The following is an 18,073-nucleotide window of genomic DNA, read 5'->3' as shown; positions in this document are numbered from 1 at the left end:
TATCGCTATCGGCCTTTCAGCTAGAGGCGATGATGTTTGAAGTTCTCTGCTTGCTCGAATACACACTGATAGACCTCCGCATGCGTTACCGGCGGGTAGCCGTTTTTCGAGAGCAACATAATCAACTCGACACGTAGCGCCGCCTTGATATCCTGGCGATTATTCCAGTCGGGATACTTCGCCTTGTCATCTACCACCGCCTTGACGGCCGAGGCCAGCTTTATGAGCCGCTCTTCCTCGTAAGGGAATTGGTACTTCACGGCCACGGCCTTGAGGATATCGTAGAACGCCTTTTCCTCGACGGTGATGCCCAGCTCTTCAAACGACCCCATCTCTTGCTTTAGCTGCTCCATGAGCTCCAGGAAGCTATCGACCGCTTCATGATGTACCTCACTGGTAAAGGCGTCTTCTTCCTTGCGTTCGTTGTATAGATCAACCAGAGAGCGAAACTTCTTCGAGAACTCGATGGCCTTGTGCTGGTTGGTCTTCTTGAGCTCATTGAGCGCTTTCGCCAATAGCTGTTTCAATAGCTCAATCTTTGTATTGGGCAACTTGATCTTTTCCAGGCGCGCCAGGTAATCCTCATCGAAAATATCGATGGTATCGGCACTCTCCTCGCCCATCGCAAACACCGCTTCGACGCCATCGGCACGCAGCGCTTCGCTGATCATCTCGCGCACTTTGGCGTTCATTTGTGCCGTATCCGGCGCATCACCTTTAGTCAGTTTGTAGATGATCGACCGTACCGCAAGATAAAAGTGAATCCGGTCCCGTTCGGTTTGGCTGAGTTGTTCGCTGCCACAGCAGACGTCATAGGCAGCCTTGAGGCGCTTTACCAACGCCATAAAGCGCTTCTCGCGCTTGCCCACACTCAACACGAACTCGGCGGCACGGTTTAGGCAGTCGAGCTGCGCCAAGGGCTCGCCCTTGAAATAGGCGTGATCATTGAAGCCGTGCATGAGCTTGGCCAGCAGGTCCAGGTCGTTCTTTACGGCGATCAGCGAGGTTTGAATATCCTCGAAACTGGTTTCGTCGGCTTTAGAGAACTGAGCGAGGGCCTGATTCATTTGGCGCTTGATGCCGATGTAATCGACCACCAGCCCTTTCTTCTTATTCGCGTAGTTGCGATTGACTCGTGAAATGGTCTGAATCAGGTTGTGGCGCTGAACGGGCTTGTCGATATAGAGCGTGTCTAGGCTCGGCACATCGAAGCCGGTGAGCCACATATCCACCACGATCGCGATCTTGAAGTTGGATTTGTCCTTCTTGAACTGCTGATCCAGCGTCTTGCGGTACTCCTTGCTGCCCAGCAGATCGTAAAGTGCTTTTTCATCGTCCTTACCGCGCGTCATCACCAGGTTCACCCGCGCCATCGGCTTGAGCTTGTCGCGCTCCGCCGAGGTCGGTTCGCAGCCCTCCTCATGGATCTTGAGCTCGAACCACTCGGGTCGAAGCACCTTGATGGCCTTATAGAGCTGCCAAGCGATTTCGCGGCTGCTGGAGACGAACATCGCCTTGCCACACACGGTGGAACCTTCTTCCAGACGGCGTTCATAGTGAGCAACGAAATCCTCGGCCAGCACCCGAATGCGATCCGGATCGCCCAGAATCGAGTTCATCGAGGCCATCGACTTTTTGCTTTCCTCGATCTGATGCTCGTTGCTGCCCGCCTTGGCACACTCTTCGTAATAGCTTTCGATCTCACGCAGACGAGCATCGTCCAGCGTTACCTTGGCGGCACGACCCTCGTAAACAATACGCACGGTGATCCCGTCTTGGACCGACTCGCTCATGGTGTAACTGTCGACCACCTCACCGAACACATCCAGCGTGGCGTCGATCGGCGTACCAGTGAAGCCCACGTAGGTGGCATTGGGTAGCGAACGATGCAGGTAGAAAGCGAACCCGAAAGCCTTGCGCACCCCCTGCTCGGTGATTTGCACCTTCTGATCCAGGTTGATCTGGCTACGATGCGCCTCATCCGAGATGCAGACCACGTTGCTGCGCTCGGTGAGCAGTTGCGTGTCTTCGGTGAACTTGTGAATCGTGGTGAGAAAGACACCGCCACTGCGCCGACCGGCCAGCAGCTCACGCAAGTGCGCGCGGCTTTCCACTTCAACAATGGTGTTGTCACCGATATAGCCGCGTGCATTGGTAAACTGCCTTGAGAGCTGATCATCCAGATCGGTGCGGTCAGTAATCAGCACAATGGTAGGGCTTTCAAACGCCAGGCTCTTCATCAAGCGCCGAGCGAGAAACTGCATCGTATAGCTCTTGCCGCAGCCCGTAGCGCCGAAGTAAGTGCCGCCCTTACCGTCACCCTTAGGACGCTGTGCGGCCATGATGCTGTGATAGAGCTTGTTGGCTGCGTAGAACTGCGGGTAGCGACAAACGATCTTCTCTTGCTGGGGGGATTTATCCGGAAAGAAGATAAAGTCTCGCAGCACCAGCCGCAGCCGATCCCGGTCGAATAACCCCTGAATCATCGCATGCAGCGAATCGATGCCATCCTTGTCGGCAGACTCGTCGCCAGTCACCTTACGCCAGCTATAGAAGAACTCGTAGGCCGCAAAGAGACTGCCCACCCGCGAATTCACGCCGTCGCTAATCACACAGAGCGCGTTGAAGACGAAAAGCTGGGGAATATCTCGCCGATAGCGAACAGTGAGTTGCTTCCACGCCTCATAAATGGAGGTTTGGTGTTCCCCAATGGCACTTTTGAACTCGAATACGACTAGCGGCAAGCCGTTGATATAGAGAATCGCGTCAGGGATGCGCGTGCTCTCTTTGCCTTCTATGGCTAGCTGATTGACCAGCGCATAGCGATTGGCATCGACACTGTAAGCATTCGGCGATTCGGCGACCTGCAACAGCGGCTCGGCCTCAGGCCGGGCGCCTAGCGCCTCCAGCCCCGTATCGTCGAAAAGCTGAATGTGAAGATCTTTTTGTGCCGGGTCTTCGCGTTTGAGCAGAAAACCATCGGCAAGCCATCGACAGAAGGTCTTGTTGCTCTCGTAAAGATCGCCTGACGATAGGCCTTTCAGACGTGCAATAACCGACTCGATCTCGTTGGCCGTCATGCCGGCATCACTGTAGCGAACGTGCAGGAAGGCGCGCAGATCGGCTTCGATCAGCACGTCATCGGGCGCGCGCTCAATGCTCGCCCCAGTAAGGTGCGGGAACCCCTGCTCACCCAGCAGGGCAATAATCGCAGCTTCCAGCTTTGACTCGTTGAACTTCATGCAGTGACGCCGTAGTTTTATAATTTAATTTAACCTTAACAGGGTCGGCGGATAGTCGCCCGCCTTGAAACCTTTCGTGATAGCGGACTTGAGTGGTTATTTATTCCACACGCTCTTCGTCAGCTTGCCGGTCTGCTGATAGATTCCCACCTGTTCGATGAAGTGATAAAAATCGCGGTTTTCCTCGACGATGCGATTGACCGACTGCCAATCAACGGCGAGCTTTTCCCGCGCTGGGATCAGCACTTGGCTATCGAACAGGGAATCCGTATTGAGCAGCAGCACGCCGATACCGTGCAGCGCGCAGAGCATCTGAAGTTCCTCTTCGACATCCCCCAGTTCCGTTGCCACTAGGTAACCAAAGTGCGCCCAGCTAGAGTTGGAGACGGCCTGAAAGAAACATTGGCGCACGTTACCGGGCAAGAGCGCCTTCTTGACCTCGAATGACCACAGCCGTATCGCGCTGTCGCTGCCGTGGCGCACACAGTCACGCACGGCTTGGTGCCACCCTTTATCGATTGGCTGTAGAGCAACGATATCCGGGTGCAGCCACTGATTACCGTTTTTGCCCTTGCTGTTCTTGGAGGTCTTCTCGTTGATACGCTGGCACTGCAAACCAAGCTCTTCATTTAAGAACTCGATCAGCAGCGGATAAAGCGCCTGCTCGCTAAGCGTTTCTTCAAGGGCTGGCGATGGCGCGGCGACGGTTACAGGTTCCGGCGCCGGCGTCTCAGCCAGCGCTTCAACCGCTACCGGATTGGGTTCCCAGTAGTAGAGGCGCGGACGCGGCTTATCGCGGGTCGCGACATTAGGACACGTTTGCTTAGCCTTGACGGTACGCTCACCACCGATTTCCGCCGCCACCTGGGCGACTAGCTTCTCTTCGGTGGCATAATTCGGGTTCTGCTGCTTCTGCGCCATCGCCTCTGGATAGCGCACGAGAAATTTCAACGCCAGCTCCCGCGCCGTGAACTTTTCCTCGGGGTGGGCCCGAAGAGTCTCGATGATCATCTGAACGCGGGTGGGCTGGCTCATGCGGGTTCAGCCTCCAGGGCGGTTTCGACGGCGGCTTCGGCCTCCGGCAGTTGGAGCTCGCCGGAGAGGAGTTTGGGGAGCAGGATGTCGCGGAGTTGAGCCAACGAAATATTATTTTGCGAAAGATTCAAAATCTCGTTATCTAAGGGTGAAACAGATTCTTCGAAACACCTCACCAGCTCTTTCGATGGAGCAATACATGGCATGCTCTTTAAATTTTTTTGATTAATACTGCCAAACACCGTGCCTTCAGAATCAAAAACCTTGAACTCAGGATACAATCTACCAATAAGATAATATGTATATCCCGCACAGTTACTTTTATGTAACAGCGCCGCCAACCCCCTACCGATACAACACTTTTCTATTGCCATATTGACATCACCTACAGGTGCTCTAACGCTAATCAAGGTTGATCCTGGCTCAGCCAATCTCTTAGGCTCGCTGCAGTACAGCCTTTTGTTTGGATATCTAAACCCGAATTCGCCGCGCCCTTGAAAAAAGGGCAGACCACATCCTTCTGAATTATAGGAAGATCCAGGTGGTGCCTGCCCCATAACAACATGAAATTCACTCCCCATTTGGCTTCCGCCCCAACCCACCGGCACCCACCCCAGCTTCTTATCTTCCTCGAACCTATCTGGAAAAAGTTGCCGTGTCTCGGCGGGAAGGCGTGCGGGAGTCTTTTCACTACCCGCCGCCCACATCGCCTGCCGACGGGTGGCGCGCTCGGCCAGCGGCTCGGGAATGGGGTTGCCCGCTTCCAGCGTGTTATCGATCACCGGATCGAAATCGACGAACCAGCTTTTAAACAGAGCCTGGGCCATCTGCTCGAGGGTTTGGTTGATTTGGGTGTTGAGGGTTATTTTTTTAGATACAGTAGACCATATCTCTACAATACGCTGCATTTCTTTTGTGGAGGGAATCAAAACTGGAAGAGCAGAAAGAATCGAAGTATTCAGATTTGGCATTGTTGCGCCAATAGCGTGTCTTACAACCCAATCCCTTACCGCCGGATGACATAAGTATGCATGAATATATTGTTGCAATAGATTCTCTGCAGAAATTCGAACACGGAGGCATCCTGTCCCACACAGCCACCCATCTTCTTTTTCTGTGATCAAACAGCATTTTTCCACATCGCCGCGTCTGCTGTAGACAACATCTCCCAAGCGAACTTTATATTTTGCAAGCCGCTCAGCATCCTCTGGCTTTATTTGAGCTATTTCATCCTTCAAAACACCATCAACGCTAATATTCTTAGGCATAATGGAAGGTATACCGCACTCTACATAATCTGAGGCATGCAGTTGACTCCCAAAAGGGCCTGTCTGAATACTCCCGCCGCTTTCCTTTGCCAACTCACCGAGTGTTAAGGAGCGCCAGCCTTTTGGATAATTAGGAAAAATCTCGTTAAAGCTCATAACCCAGCCCCGCCAGATTCTTTCTAATCTGCTTTTCCAGCGTTGCCGATTCAGACAACTGCTCACCAAGCTTGGCCGTCAGTTCAGTCATTTTGGTCTCGAACGGAATGCCATCGTCTTCGATCTCAGCGGCACCCACGTAGCGCCCAGGCGTGAGCACGAAATCATGGCTTTTGATTTCATCAAAGCTCGCGCTTTTGCAGAAACCGGCGATATCTTCATAAGCACCGGCTTCCGGCTGGCCGCGCCAGGCGTGGAAGGTGCGGGCGATGGTGGCGATATCGTCGTCGGTCAGGTCTTTCTGCTTACGGCTGATCATGCTGCCCATCTGGCGGGCGTCGATGAAGAGGGTTTCATCTTCTCGATCGCGGTAGCCTTTCGCGGCGTTGGCCTTCTTGCTGCTGGTGAGAAACCACAGGCAGACCGGAATCTGGGTGGTAAAGAAGAGCTGGCCCGGCAGTGCGATCATGCACTCGACCAGGTCATCGTCGATCAGTTGCTGGCGGATTTTACCCTCGCCGCTGGTGGAAGAGCTCATCGAGCCGTTAGCCATCACGAAGCCCGCCGCACCCTGGTGGCTCAGCTTCGAGAGCATATGCAGAATCCAGGCGTAGTTGGCGTTACCGGTGGGCGGCACGTCATAGTCGGCCCAGCGCGGGTCGTCGGTCAGCTCGGCCGCCGCCCGCCACTGGCTCTGGTTGAAAGGCGGGTTGGCCATGATGAAATCGGCCTTCAAGTCCGGGTGCTGGTCGCGGAAAAAGCTGTCTGCCGCGCTTTCGCCCAGGTTGCCGGATATACCGCGAATCGCCAGGTTCATCTTGGCCAGCTTGCGGGTGGTGTTGGCGTACTCCTGCCCGTAGACCGAGACTTCCCGGCGGCTGCCTTCGTGGGCCTCGATAAACTTGAGCGACTGCACGAACATGCCGCCTGACCCGCAGCAGGGGTCATAAATCTTGCCCTGATAGGGTTCGAGCATTTCGACGAGCAGCGTCACCACGCTTTTGGGGGTATAGAATTCCCCGCCGCGCTGGCCCTCATTGGCCGCAAACTTGCCCAGGAAGTACTCGTAAACCCGGCCAACGATATCTTCTTCGCTCTGGCCCTGTTCTTCGGTCACCGTGTCGATGTCGTTGATGGTGTCGATCAACGAGCCGAGCTTGCCAGCGCTGAGATCCAGCCGCGAGAAGTAGTTATCCGGCAGGGCACCGGCCAGTTGGACGTTGTTCTTCTCCACCGTGCTCATGGCGGTGTCGATCACCAGGGCCAGATTATCCTGCTTGGCGTGTTTTTGAATGTGGCTCCAGCGCGCCTCTTCCGGCAGATAGAAGACGTTATCCTTGGCGTAGAAATCCACCATGTCGACGTATTCCGCGCCAAACTCCTGCACGACTTTCTTCTGCTGCTGCACGAACTTATCGCTGATGAACTTCAAAAAGATCAGGCTCAGCACCACGTGCTTGTATTCCGCCGACTCCACGCTACCGCGCAGCTTGTTGGCGCTGTCCCACAGGGACTCCTCGAAGCCTTTGGCGGCTCCCTTTTTTGCCTGCGCTTTTGCCATGCCAATCACTGCCTTCTGAATAAATGCGCCCGGCACTGATGCCGGGCAAATGTCGCACAGTATAACGAAGATGCACGTTGGCTCGTCAGTGGTGGCCGGGGGATCGTGTCCATTTCGCGGCGCGGCCGATATGGCGCGCCTTATCGCTTCTCGCCATTTCTCAGCCGGCATAGCGGCGTCATGCCAGCGCATGCACCGGGAAGGAGCTCGAGTCCTCGGCCATGTCGCTGCCCGACATGGCGCAGTCTGGCGCACTTGGTGCGCATGATACTGCGCCAGGGCGCAACAGAGCGTCAAATCCCATTGTGCTGGGCGGGCTGGTTAAATCGCGTGGACGACTCGCAAGAACAACACGCAACAACAGCTCACAACAACACAATAGCGGAGACATCTTCATGTTGGATTTCCTCAACGACTTGCTCTGGGGCAAGGTCCTGCTGGTGCTGCTGATCACGGTCGGCGTCGGCTTCACGGTAGCCTCGCGCTTCGTGCAGTTTCGCTACTTCGGTCGCATGTTCCAGATTCTCGGTGCCAGCCAGGCCTTCAAGCGCGACAAGCACGGCCACCTGAGCTCCTTCCAGGCGCTGGTGCTGTCGGTGGCCGGGCGCGTCGGCGGCGGCAACATCGCCGGTGTCGCCGTGGCGATCACCCTGGGCGGCCCGGGTGCGGTGTTCTGGATGTGGATGGTCGGCCTGATGGGCATGGCGACCAGCTTCCTCGAGTGCACCCTGGCACAGACCTACAAGCAGGCCAGTGGCGACGGCACCTATCGCGGTGGGCCGGCCTATTACATCGTCAAGGGGCTGGGCAGCCGCTGGACCTGGCTGGCTGGGCTCTACTCCGTGCTGCTGCTGGTGACCTTCGGCTTCGGTTTCACCGCCCTGCAGTCCTATGCGGTGGCCACTTCCTTCGGTGATGCCTTCGGCGTGCCGGTGCTCTATAGCGGCCTTGCGCTGGCGATGGTGGTCGGCCTGATCATCTTCGGTGGCATCAAGCGTATCGCGCGTATTTCCGAGGTACTGGTGCCCTTCATGGCCGGCGGCTACATCCTCATCGCGCTGCTGGTGCTGGGCCTCAACATCGACAAGATTCCGGACGTGGTCACGCTGATCGTGAAGAGCGCCTTCGGCCTCGAACCGGCGATCGGTGGCGGCATCGGCGCGGCGATCATGATGGGCGTGAAGCGCGGCCTTTTCTCCAACGAGGCGGGGCTTGGTAGCGCACCGAACGTGGCGGCGGTGGCCTATGTGCCGCACCCGGCCAACCAGGGCATCGTGCAGGCCTTCTCGGTGTTCATCGATACCGTGATCATCTGCTCGGCCACGGCCTTCATGATCCTGCTCAGCGGCGTTTACGATCCGGCCTCCACCAATGAAGTGGCGGGCATAGCCCTGACCCAGGCCGCAATGGCCGACCACGTCGGCGAATGGGGCCGTACCTTCGTCAGCCTGGCGCTGCTGCTGTTTGCCTTCAGCACCATCCTCTACAACTACTATCTGGGCGAGAACAGCCTCAACTTCTTCAGCCGCGATAACCAGACGCTGTTCAACGCCTTCCGCGTCGCCATCGTGCTGCTGGTCTGCTGGGGCGCGACCACCGATCTGGGCACCGTGTTCGGCTTCGCCGACGTGACCATGGGCCTTCTGGCGGTGGCTAACCTGATCGCGCTGATCATGCTGTTCAAGCCGGGCCTGCGCATCCTCAAGGACTTCGACGGCCAGATTCGCGGCGGCATCAAGCAGCCGATCTTCGATGCCAAGCAGCATCCCGACATGAACCTGGACCCCAAGGCCTGGGAAATCGAGCCGGAAGACCTCGCGCGCATGCATGACGTGCTCGGCAACACACCGGCCAGCGCCAAGGACTGAGCCCTGCTCCATCCGGCGCTGCCTGCCGGATGCACGCCAAGGCGCACGCGGCCCCGCCCGGTCGGGCGGGGCCGCGTCATTTTCCCCCTAGGCAATGCCTGAAAAGTACTGCGCTCGTCGACTCTTCAGACACAGCCTCGATTCTTCGCTTGCTGAGTGAACGACACCATGACAACACGCACAGAATACGACCTGCTCGGCGACATGACGCTGCCCAGCGAGGCCTGGTACGGCATCCAGACCCAACGCGCCGTGGACAACTTCCAGATCACCGGCGTGCCGATCAGCCACTTCCCCGAGCTGGTTCGCGCGCTGGCGATGGTCAAGTCGGCGGCGGCAAAGGCCAATGCAGACGTCGGCGTGCTGGCGCCGCACAAGGCCGAGGCCATCCAGGCGGCCTGCGCAGAGATCATTGACGGCGCCCTGCACGAGCACTTCGTGGTCGATTTGATCCAGGGTGGCGCCGGCACCTCGACCAACATGAACGCCAACGAGGTGATCGCCAACCTGGCACTGACCAGGCTCGGCTTCGCCAAGGGCGACTACGCCCAGCTGCATCCCAACGACGACGTCAATCGCTCACAGTCGACCAATGACGCCTACCCCACCGCGGCCTGCCTGAGCCTGCAGTTCGCCGCCGAACCGCTGACCCAGGCGATTGCCGATCTGAAGACGGCGCTGGAACACAAGGGCGCGGAATTCGCCGACGTGGTGAAGATGGGGCGCACCCAGCTGCAGGATGCGGTGCCGATGACGCTGGGGCAAGAATTCGAGGGCTTCGCCGTGACCCTGGGTGAGGACATCGAGCGCGTCACCGAGGCCTGCCGGCTGCTCTGCGAGGTCAACCTGGGTGGCACCGCCATCGGCACCGGCATCAACACCCACCCACAGTATCAGGCGCTGGCCGTCCGCCACCTGGCCACCCTCTCTGGCAAGCCCATCGTGCCCGCCTCGAACCTGGTCGAGGCCAGCTCCGACATGGGCGCCTTCGTCTTCCTGTCGGGAATTCTCAAGCGCTTCGCCATCAAGCTTGGCAAGATCTGCAACGACTTGCGCCTGCTCTCCAGCGGCCCGCGTACAGGCCTTGGCGAAATCGCCCTGCCTGCCATGCAGCCGGGCTCCTCGATCATGCCGGGCAAGGTGAATCCGGTGATCCCCGAAGCGGTCAACCAGACCGTCTACCAGGTGATCGCCAACGATCTCGCCGTGAGCCTCGCCGCCGAGGCCGGCCAGCTCCAGCTCAACGCCATGGAGCCGATGATCGTCTACAACCTGCTCAATTCGATGCGCATGCTGTGCTCGGCCTGCACCATGCTGCAGACCCGCTGCATCGAGGGTATCGAGGCCAATCGCGAGCAGTGCGCCCGGCACGTCGATAACAGCATCGGCATCATCACCGCGCTGGTGCCCCACATTGGCTACTCGAACGCCTCGCGCATCGCCTCCAAGGCGCTTACCAGCGGTGCCACCGTACGCGAACTGGTGATCGATGAGGGACTGCTCGACGAGGCCCAGCTGGACCGGCTGTTAAGCCCCCAGGCCATGCTCGCCCCCTTCCAGGAGGCCTGACCATGTCGCGACTGCTGATCCTGCACACCGGCGGCACCATCTGCATGCAGCCCTCGGCGACGGGCTATGTGCCGGCCGCAGGCTTTCCCGACCGCCTGGCGCATCATCTCCGCGGGAGCCCAGGCACACGCCTTGGCGACCATGGCACGGACGCGCTGCCCGACTACCGCCTCATCGAGCTCGAGCCGCTGATCGACAGCGCCGATCTGGCCCCGGCGGACTGGAACCGTATCGTCGCGGCACTGGCCGAGCACTGGCACGACTATCAGGGCTTCATCGTGCTGCACGGCACCGACACCCTGGCCTACACCGCCTCGGCGCTGTCGTTCATGCTCGGGCCCCTCGACAAGCCGGTGGTGCTCACCGGCGCCCAGATCCCGCTCGGCGAGCCGCGTAGCGACGCCATCAACAACCTGACCACCGCACTGTTGATGGCCGCCGACCCCGCCGCCCCACCGGAGGTCTGCATCGCCTTTCACGACCGGCTGCTGCGCGGCAATCGGGCGCGCAAGGTGCGAAGCCAGGGCTTCGATGCCTTCGACTCCCCCGATGCTCCCTGGCTCGGCGAGGCAGGCATCGCCCTGTCCTTCACGCCCGGCCTAGCGTTGGCGCCGGGCCAGCCCGAGGCGGACTCCCGCACCAAGGGCGATTCCGCCGCCGCGTTCACCCCGGATGTAACACCGCGTCACTTTGAGCCCGGCGCGGTGGCCATATTGCCAGTACATCCCGGCCTGTCAGCGGCCATGCTGGAGGCCGTGCTCGGCGATCCGGCCCTCAAGGGGCTGGTGCTACAGACCTACGGTGTGGGCAATCCCCCGAGTCTTGACGGCGCGCTGATCGACCGCCTGGCGCAGGCAAGCCGGGCAGGCATCGCGATTCTCAACGTCAGCCAGTGCCAGCAGGGCCGGGTCGTTCAGGGCGCCTATGCCAGCGGCGGCGCGCTGAATGCCGCCGGCGTGATTGCCGGTGCGGATCTTACCCCCGAGGCGGCGCTGACCAAGCTGCAGGTGCTGATCGCCGATGGCCTCAAGGGCGGTGGGCTGCGGGCGGCGCTGGCCACCCCGCTGCGCGGCGAGATGAGTCCTGGCTGACAGAGCGGCCCGCGTCTTCTTAGCAGCGCATCTTCTGAGCACGTCTTCTGAGCCCGTTTTCTCAGCCCGTCGCCTGAGTGAGTCTCCCGAACGCTAAACGGCCATGATCGCGGGGCATGGATGCCTCGACCATGGTCTACCTCATCTCGACAGCAGCGGTTACGAGTTACAGACTACAATGGGAACGGTTCCATTGATCGGGTAACAGCATGTCGTCATCCAAGGCTTCTCCGCGCCGCTCCACAATTCTCGAAGTGGCTTATCAGGCCGGCGTCTCCAAGACCAGCGTATCCCGCTACTTCAGCGGAGAACGCGACCGCCTGTCGGAAACGATGCAAACGCGCATCGCCAGTGCCGCCAAGCGCTTGAATTATCGCCCCAATCAAATGGCTCGCGGCCTCAAGGGAGGCCATTCGCGCCTGATCGGCATGCTCGTCGCGGACATTCTCAATCCCTTCTCGGTGGCGGTGATGCATGGCGTCGAGCAGGCCTGCCGGGCGAGGGGCTTCTCACTGGTGGTGTGCAACACCGACAACGACCCGGCTCAAGAGCGCGATCACCTCGCCCTGCTCGCGGCCTACCGGGTAGAGGGTCTGGTGATCAATGCCGCCGGTCAGCCCAGCCGCGAGCTCAAGCAGCTCGCCGAGCAGGGAACGCCGCTGGTCCTGCTGGACCGCTCACTGGGTGAACTCGAGGCCGACGAAGTTGGCCTCGATAACGCCCGGACCATCGACATGGCGCTTGATCACCTCTCGTCGCAGGGCTATGGCGATCTGCTTTACCTCAGCGAACCCACCTCACAGGCAAGTTCACGCCAGATTCGCCTGGAGCGCTTTGAGCAGCAGCGTGAGCGGCGCGGGCTGATGGGGCAGGCGATAAGCCTATCGCTGGACAAGGACGCCTCATCACTCGAGAAGGCCATCACGGACTTTCTGGCATCCCCCTCCCAGCGCCCCAAGGCGCTGCTCTGCGCCAATGGCAACGTCACGCTCGCCGTCACCCGGGCGTTGCAGGCCCAGGGCGTGATGCCAGGAACAATCGGACTGATGGGCATCGACGAACTCGACTGGTGCCAACTGGTGACCCCCGGGATCACCACGCTGGCCCAGCCCACCAAGGATATCGGTCGTGCCGCCGCGGAGACCCTGCTGCAGCGCTTGGAGTCGCGTGGCGAGGCGGCGCCGCCACGGCGCATCCATTATCAGCCCAGCCTGTTAGCCCGCGGCTCGACCCAACGTCATCCCACGAGCACCGCTTAAACTTCACTAAACCAACGCTTAAGCCTCGCTAGACCAACGCTTTGCGCCCCAGGAGACCATGATGGCCACTCATCAGGATTCACGCACCACGATGGTAACGTTCCCATCGCACTCCATCAGCGCTTCAGGCCCACCTTCAGTGCTGGTCGCCAGCTCGGCATTCGGCCACACGCTGATCGCCAAGCACGGCCAGGCGGCTATTTTGCCCCGGTTGAAAGAAGCCGGCGCCGATGGAGTAGAGATTCGCCGCGAGCTGCTACCCGAGGGCTTCGACGACTTCGAAGCGCTGGGTGAGGCCTGCGCAGAGCAGTCACTGAGCCTGGTCTACTCTGCTGCAGACGCACTCTGGAGCGGCGACAGCCTTGCATCAGGACTCATGACCCGCTTGGAAGAAAGCCGGCGTCTGGGCGCGGTCGCGGTGAAATTCTCACTGGGTCAGTACCCGCCTGATGCCTCGCCCTCATCTCGCGCCAACGCCTGGCAACGCCTGAACGAACGGCTGACGCCCCCCGATATGCCGCTGCTGCTGGTCGAGAATGATCAGACTCAGGACGGCGGCACCGTCGCACCACTTGCGGCGAGCCTTGCCGACGCAGACGCCGCCGGCTGTCCGCTCTTCATGACCTTCGACATCGGCAACTGGCACTGGGTAGGCGCCGATCCGTTGGCCGCTGCCGAGCGCCTGGGGCCCTATGTGCGCTACCTACACTGCAAGGGCGTGGTATTCAGCCAGGGACGCCCCCACGCCAGCGTGCCCGACACTGAAGAGCTCAAAGGCTGGCAGGGACTGATGGCGCACTTTCCTCAGGGCGTGACTCGGGCCATCGAATATCCCTTGCAGTCGCCACAGCTCCAGGACTTTACCCGCGGACAGCTCAACCGGTTGCGAGAGCTACATGCCTGCGTTCAGGACCCGGGCACACCGCCAGTCATCAACGACTGATAACCACCTACAACTGACAACAAAAGGAGCCTTCATGCGATCACCCGACACGCCACCAGAGGTATTGGCCTTCGGTGAGGCCATGACAATGTTCGTTGCCGAACATCAGGGAGAGCTGTCCGACGTCGAGCATTTTCAGCGCCGCATCGCCGGGGCCGACACCAACGTGGCCATCGGCCTGGCACGCCTGGGTCGGCGCGTCGGCTGGCTGAGCCGTGTCGGCAATGACGGTTTCGGTCGCTATATCCGTCGAACCCTGGAAGCCGAAGGCCTCGACTGCCGATACCTGATCAATGACCCGGAACATCCGACCGGGCTCGTGTTCAAGGAGCGCGCCGCTGATGGCGCCGACCCGCACGTCGAGTACTTTCGTCGCGGCAGCGCCGCCAGTCACCTTTCGCCGGACGATGCGGCAGCGGTGGACTTCGGCGCCCTGCGCCACCTGCATGCCACCGGCATTCCACCGGCCTTGTCACCTGGCTGCAGAGAGCTCTCTTGGCACATGCTCGACAAGGCACGAGAGGCTGGCGCCAGCATCTCATTCGACCCCAACCTGCGACCCAGCCTGTGGGACAGCGATGCCGAGATGGCGACTACCCTCAATGCCATGGCCGCCAAGTCAGACTGGGTGCTGCCGGGACTGGCCGAGGGGCAGCGCCTGACGGGGCTCTCGTCCCATCAAGACATCGCTGACTTCTATCTTGAACGCGGCGCCAAGGCGGTCATCATCAAGCTAGGCCCTGAGGGCAGCTACTATCGCGGCGTGATTGGCGGCCGGGAACAAAGTCTCATGGTGCCCGGCCTCCCCGCCGCTGAGGTGGTCGACACCGTCGGCGCCGGAGACGGTTTCGCGGTGGGTGTGATCAGCGCCCTGCTCGACGGCCGCTCACCGCGCGAGGCCCTGCATCGTGGCAATCTGATCGGCGCCGAGGCGGTTCAGGTCAGAGGCGACATGGAGGGTCTGCCCCATCGCGCCCGCCTGGAGCAGCTCGAAGCCCTCATCGACACGCCCACAGACCGGTGAAATGACGCCATTGAATTGAAACCAGTGAACTGAAGCCAGTGATCCAAAACCAGTGAACCGACGAACGTGAACGGACGCCTGGGAAACCGCAGCCTTTGCACAAGGAGATTGAGATGAAAAAGCGCATCGTGGCGTTTCGCCGCCTTAACGACGACCAGCTTGACCAGCTGCGCAGCGACTTCCACGTCGATTATTTCGACACACTGGAATCCGCCGACGACCCGGCCTTCCTCGCGGCCTTGGCGCAGGCGCACGGGCTGGTCGGCGCCAGCCTCAAGATCACCCCTGAGCTGCTCGACAAGGCACCGCATCTTGAGGCCATCGCCAGCATCTCGGTGGGTTATGACAACTACCCGGTGGATGAGCTTACCCGGCGCGGCATCCTGCTGTGCAACACGCCGGACGTGCTGACGGAAACCACCGCCGATACCGGCTTCTTGCTGATCATGGCCACCGCCCGGCGTGCCGTGGAACTCGCCGACTTCGTCAAGCGCGGCGACTGGCAGTCAAGCATCGACGAGGCGCAGTTCGGCTCTGACGTTCACGGCAAGACGCTGGGCATGGTCGGCCTCGGACGCATTGGCGCCGCCATCGCTCGACGCGGCGCACTCGGCTTCGGCATGCCTGTTCTGTATTCCAACGCCTCGCCCAAGCCGGCTCTGGAGGATGAATTGGGCGCGCGACGCTGCGAGCTCGACGAGCTGCTCAAAGTGGCCGACTTCGTCTGCGTCACGGTGCCTCTCAGCGCCCAGACCGAGCGTCTGATCGGTGCCCGAGAGTTCGCGCTGATGCGCCATTCGGCGATATTCATCAACATCTCACGCGGCAAGGTCGTCGACGAAGCCGCCCTGATCGCAGCGCTCGAGCAGGGAGAGTTTCGCGCCGCTGGCCTCGATGTCTTCGAGCAGGAACCCTTGCCCAAGGACTCACCGCTACCGCAAATGGCCAACGTGGTGGCGCTGCCACATATCGGTTCAGCGACGGTGGAAACCCGCACCGCCATGGCCCAGCGGGCCGCGGATAACATCACCCTGGCGCTGGGCGGCCAGCGCCCAATCAGCCCGGTTAACACCGAAGCCTGGGCAACACTCAGCGACTGATTGCCCCCGAGCCGCTCGCCGTGGCATATCTCGGCGAACGGCCCGAGTTAACGGCTCACTCAGCCGTCACCGACAACCCGCGCCGAGGGCACGAATTTGCTGGCGGCCTCCCGCCATCGTAGCCAGACGGCGAGCCTGCTGTTCATCGATATCGACCGCTTCAAGGCCATCAACGACACATACGGGCATCGCATCGGCGATATCGCCATCGACCACCTGGCCGAGATAATGCGCCAATGCGCCCGCAGCGATGATCTGGTCGCCCGCTACGGTGGCGAAGAGTTCATGGTGCTGCTTCCCTCAACCGAGCTTGATCTGGCCAAAGAGGTCGCCCAGCGCCTGCGCCGAACGGTCGCCAATACGCCACTGCATGTGCCGGAAACCGGTGTACTCGAGCTCGAATTGACCATCAGCGTCGGGGTGGCCAGCAACAACCCGCTGAACGGCAAGCCACACGACATCGATGTGCTGATCCACAATGCCGACCTCGCCGTCTACGCCGCCAAGCGGGGCGGGCGCAATCGTGTCGTGCGCTTCGGGCGCGACATGAACACCGAGGGCCAGCGCGACTTTTACACTGGCGACGCCCCTGCCTCCACCGGTGGCTGAGCCAACTGCCAGCGCCGCAGCGCGCCTTCCCGCTACCCCCTCGGCCACTGATGTCGCCTGCCACCACGCCCCTAGCCGTCACCGCGATGGCATCTGCCACGACTAAAGGTTAATTGGTGATCGGCTGCGGCTCTTCTAGATTTGGATCAATCCAAAAAACATATTCAACCTATCTCAGCCCCGATGGAGCACCGCATGGTTCAAGACACCGTCCACCCCTCGAGCCGCCGCGATTCCAGCAGCGTCACGCTGCAAGATATCGCCGCACATGCCGGGGTGTCGCGCTCGACGGTGTCGCTGGTGCTACGCGAAAGCCCACTGGTCGCCGATCGCACCCGCCTCAAGGTTCAAGCCGCCATCAAGGAACTGGGGTATGTCTACAATCGCGGTGCCGCCGCGCTGCGCGGCAGCCGTACTGCAACGCTCGGCGTGGTGGTCTACGACATCGCCAACCCCTTCTTCGGCGCCATGGTGGCAGGCATCGATGCGGCCCTGAATCGCGAGGGCTACGTCTCTTTCCTGGCCAACAGTGAGGACTCCCCGGAACGCCAGCAGCGCTTCCTTGAGCGCATGCGCGAGCATCGCGTCGACGGCATCCTGCTGTGTCCGGCCGAAGGCACTCCTCCTTCGCTGATCGATACCCTGGCCAACTGGTCGCTGCCTTGTGTGCAGGTTCTGCGCCATATCGGCGAGCCGCCCTTCGACTATACCAGCAGTGACTTCGCCCGCGGCGTACACCAGGCCGTCGACCACCTGGTCGGCCTGGGGCATCGCCGCATCGCCTTTCTCGGCGGCCATGCCCAACACTCGGCGACCCAGGAGCGCTGGCAGGGCTATTCAGAGGCCCTCTCCCATCACAACCTCGCCTATCAGCGCCTAATGCGCGGACAGGTGACGCGTCGTGCAGGCCTCGAGCTAATCGAAACGCTGATGCAGGAAACACCCCGCCCCACGGCGGTGATCTGCCACAACGATTTGATGGCTTTCGGTGCCATGCTCGGCCTCAAGCGAATGGGCCTGACCCCCGGCGTTGACTGCGCGGTAATCGGCACCGATGACGTCGAGGAGGCCGCGCTCAGCGACCCGGCCTTGACCAGTGTCGCCACCCATCCCTATGCCATCGGCGAAGAAGCCGCACGCCTCGCGCTGCGTCGCATCGCCGATCCCGACGGGGCCCGCGAGCAGGTCGTGTTGGCCCCGCGGCTTCAGGTCCGCGAATCCTGCGGCAACGCATCCCAGGCAACGATTTCCGCATCGCCAACCACGTCTGACTCGATCGCCTGAGCAGCCCCCAACCGCTGGTTGCGATCACTGCCGGCGGCGTCTAACCACGACATAACCACGACCA

13 protein-coding genes are annotated in these 18,073 nt (G+C 60.5%); 9 read left to right on the top strand and 4 right to left on the bottom strand.

All coding sequences use genetic code 11. From position 1 onward, the window contains the following. Positions 1-20 precede the first annotated feature (20 nt). From BCL93_RS15415 to BCL93_RS15400, 4 genes are all read right to left on the bottom strand, one after another. Positions 21-3,242 (bottom strand): type I restriction endonuclease subunit R, encoded by a 3,222-nt coding sequence (locus BCL93_RS15415; RefSeq protein WP_112056133.1) that lies wholly within the window; start codon positions 3,240-3,242, stop codon positions 21-23. Positions 3,243-3,338: 96 nt separating this feature from the next. Further along, positions 3,339-4,277: a COG2958 family protein gene (locus BCL93_RS15410; protein WP_112056132.1), complete on the bottom strand. Its 939-nt coding sequence runs from the start codon at positions 4,275-4,277 to the stop codon at positions 3,339-3,341. After that, positions 4,274-5,701, bottom strand: a complete 1,428-nt coding sequence (locus BCL93_RS15405) for a restriction endonuclease subunit S (RefSeq protein WP_112056131.1) — start codon at positions 5,699-5,701, stop codon at positions 4,274-4,276. The genes BCL93_RS15410 and BCL93_RS15405 overlap by 4 nt, the downstream gene beginning before the upstream one ends. Continuing rightward, entirely contained in the window at positions 5,691-7,517 is a 1,827-nt protein-coding gene (locus tag BCL93_RS15400) for a type I restriction-modification system subunit M (protein ID WP_258396616.1), read from the bottom strand. Before BCL93_RS15400 ends, BCL93_RS15405 begins: the two co-directional genes overlap by 11 nt. A 140-nt stretch (positions 7,518-7,657) precedes the next feature. Between BCL93_RS15400 and BCL93_RS15395 the strand changes: the two genes are divergently transcribed. From BCL93_RS15395 to BCL93_RS15355, 9 genes are all read left to right on the top strand, one after another. Then, positions 7,658-9,130, top strand: a complete 1,473-nt coding sequence (locus BCL93_RS15395) for an alanine/glycine:cation symporter family protein (RefSeq protein WP_112056129.1) — start codon at positions 7,658-7,660, stop codon at positions 9,128-9,130. Between the two features lie 168 nt (positions 9,131-9,298). Beyond that, entirely contained in the window at positions 9,299-10,699 is a 1,401-nt protein-coding gene (locus BCL93_RS15390; RefSeq protein ID WP_112056128.1) for an aspartate ammonia-lyase, read from the top strand. Positions 10,700-10,701: 2 nt separating this feature from the next. Next, positions 10,702-11,790: an asparaginase domain-containing protein gene (locus BCL93_RS15385; protein WP_112056127.1), complete on the top strand. Its 1,089-nt coding sequence runs from the start codon at positions 10,702-10,704 to the stop codon at positions 11,788-11,790. Between the two features lie 209 nt (positions 11,791-11,999). Then, positions 12,000-13,049 (top strand): LacI family DNA-binding transcriptional regulator, encoded by a 1,050-nt coding sequence (locus tag BCL93_RS15380; protein WP_112056126.1) that lies wholly within the window; start codon positions 12,000-12,002, stop codon positions 13,047-13,049. Between the two features lie 91 nt (positions 13,050-13,140). Further along, positions 13,141-13,992, top strand: a complete 852-nt coding sequence (locus tag BCL93_RS15375; RefSeq protein WP_112056167.1) for a sugar phosphate isomerase/epimerase family protein — start codon at positions 13,141-13,143, stop codon at positions 13,990-13,992. A 34-nt stretch (positions 13,993-14,026) separates the two neighbouring features. After that, positions 14,027-15,016: a sugar kinase gene (locus tag BCL93_RS15370; RefSeq protein WP_112056125.1), complete on the top strand. Its 990-nt coding sequence runs from the start codon at positions 14,027-14,029 to the stop codon at positions 15,014-15,016. A gap of 113 nt (positions 15,017-15,129) precedes the next feature. Continuing rightward, entirely contained in the window at positions 15,130-16,116 is a 987-nt protein-coding gene (locus tag BCL93_RS15365; RefSeq protein WP_112056124.1) for a 2-hydroxyacid dehydrogenase, read from the top strand. Positions 16,117-16,212: 96 nt separating this feature from the next. Next, on the top strand, positions 16,213-16,725 hold the full coding sequence (locus tag BCL93_RS15360; protein WP_112056123.1) for a GGDEF domain-containing protein: 513 nt from the start codon (positions 16,213-16,215) through the stop codon (positions 16,723-16,725). A gap of 195 nt (positions 16,726-16,920) precedes the next feature. Continuing rightward, complete coding sequence (locus BCL93_RS15355; RefSeq protein ID WP_112056122.1) at positions 16,921-18,009, top strand: LacI family DNA-binding transcriptional regulator; 1,089 nt, start codon at positions 16,921-16,923, stop codon at positions 18,007-18,009. The last annotated feature ends 64 nt before the right edge of the window (positions 18,010-18,073 follow it).

It is taken from the genome of Onishia taeanensis, from assembly GCF_003268885.1.
Lineage (GTDB): Bacteria > Pseudomonadota > Gammaproteobacteria > Pseudomonadales > Halomonadaceae > Onishia > Onishia taeanensis_A.
This window is presented reverse-complemented; position numbering and strand designations above follow the sequence as displayed.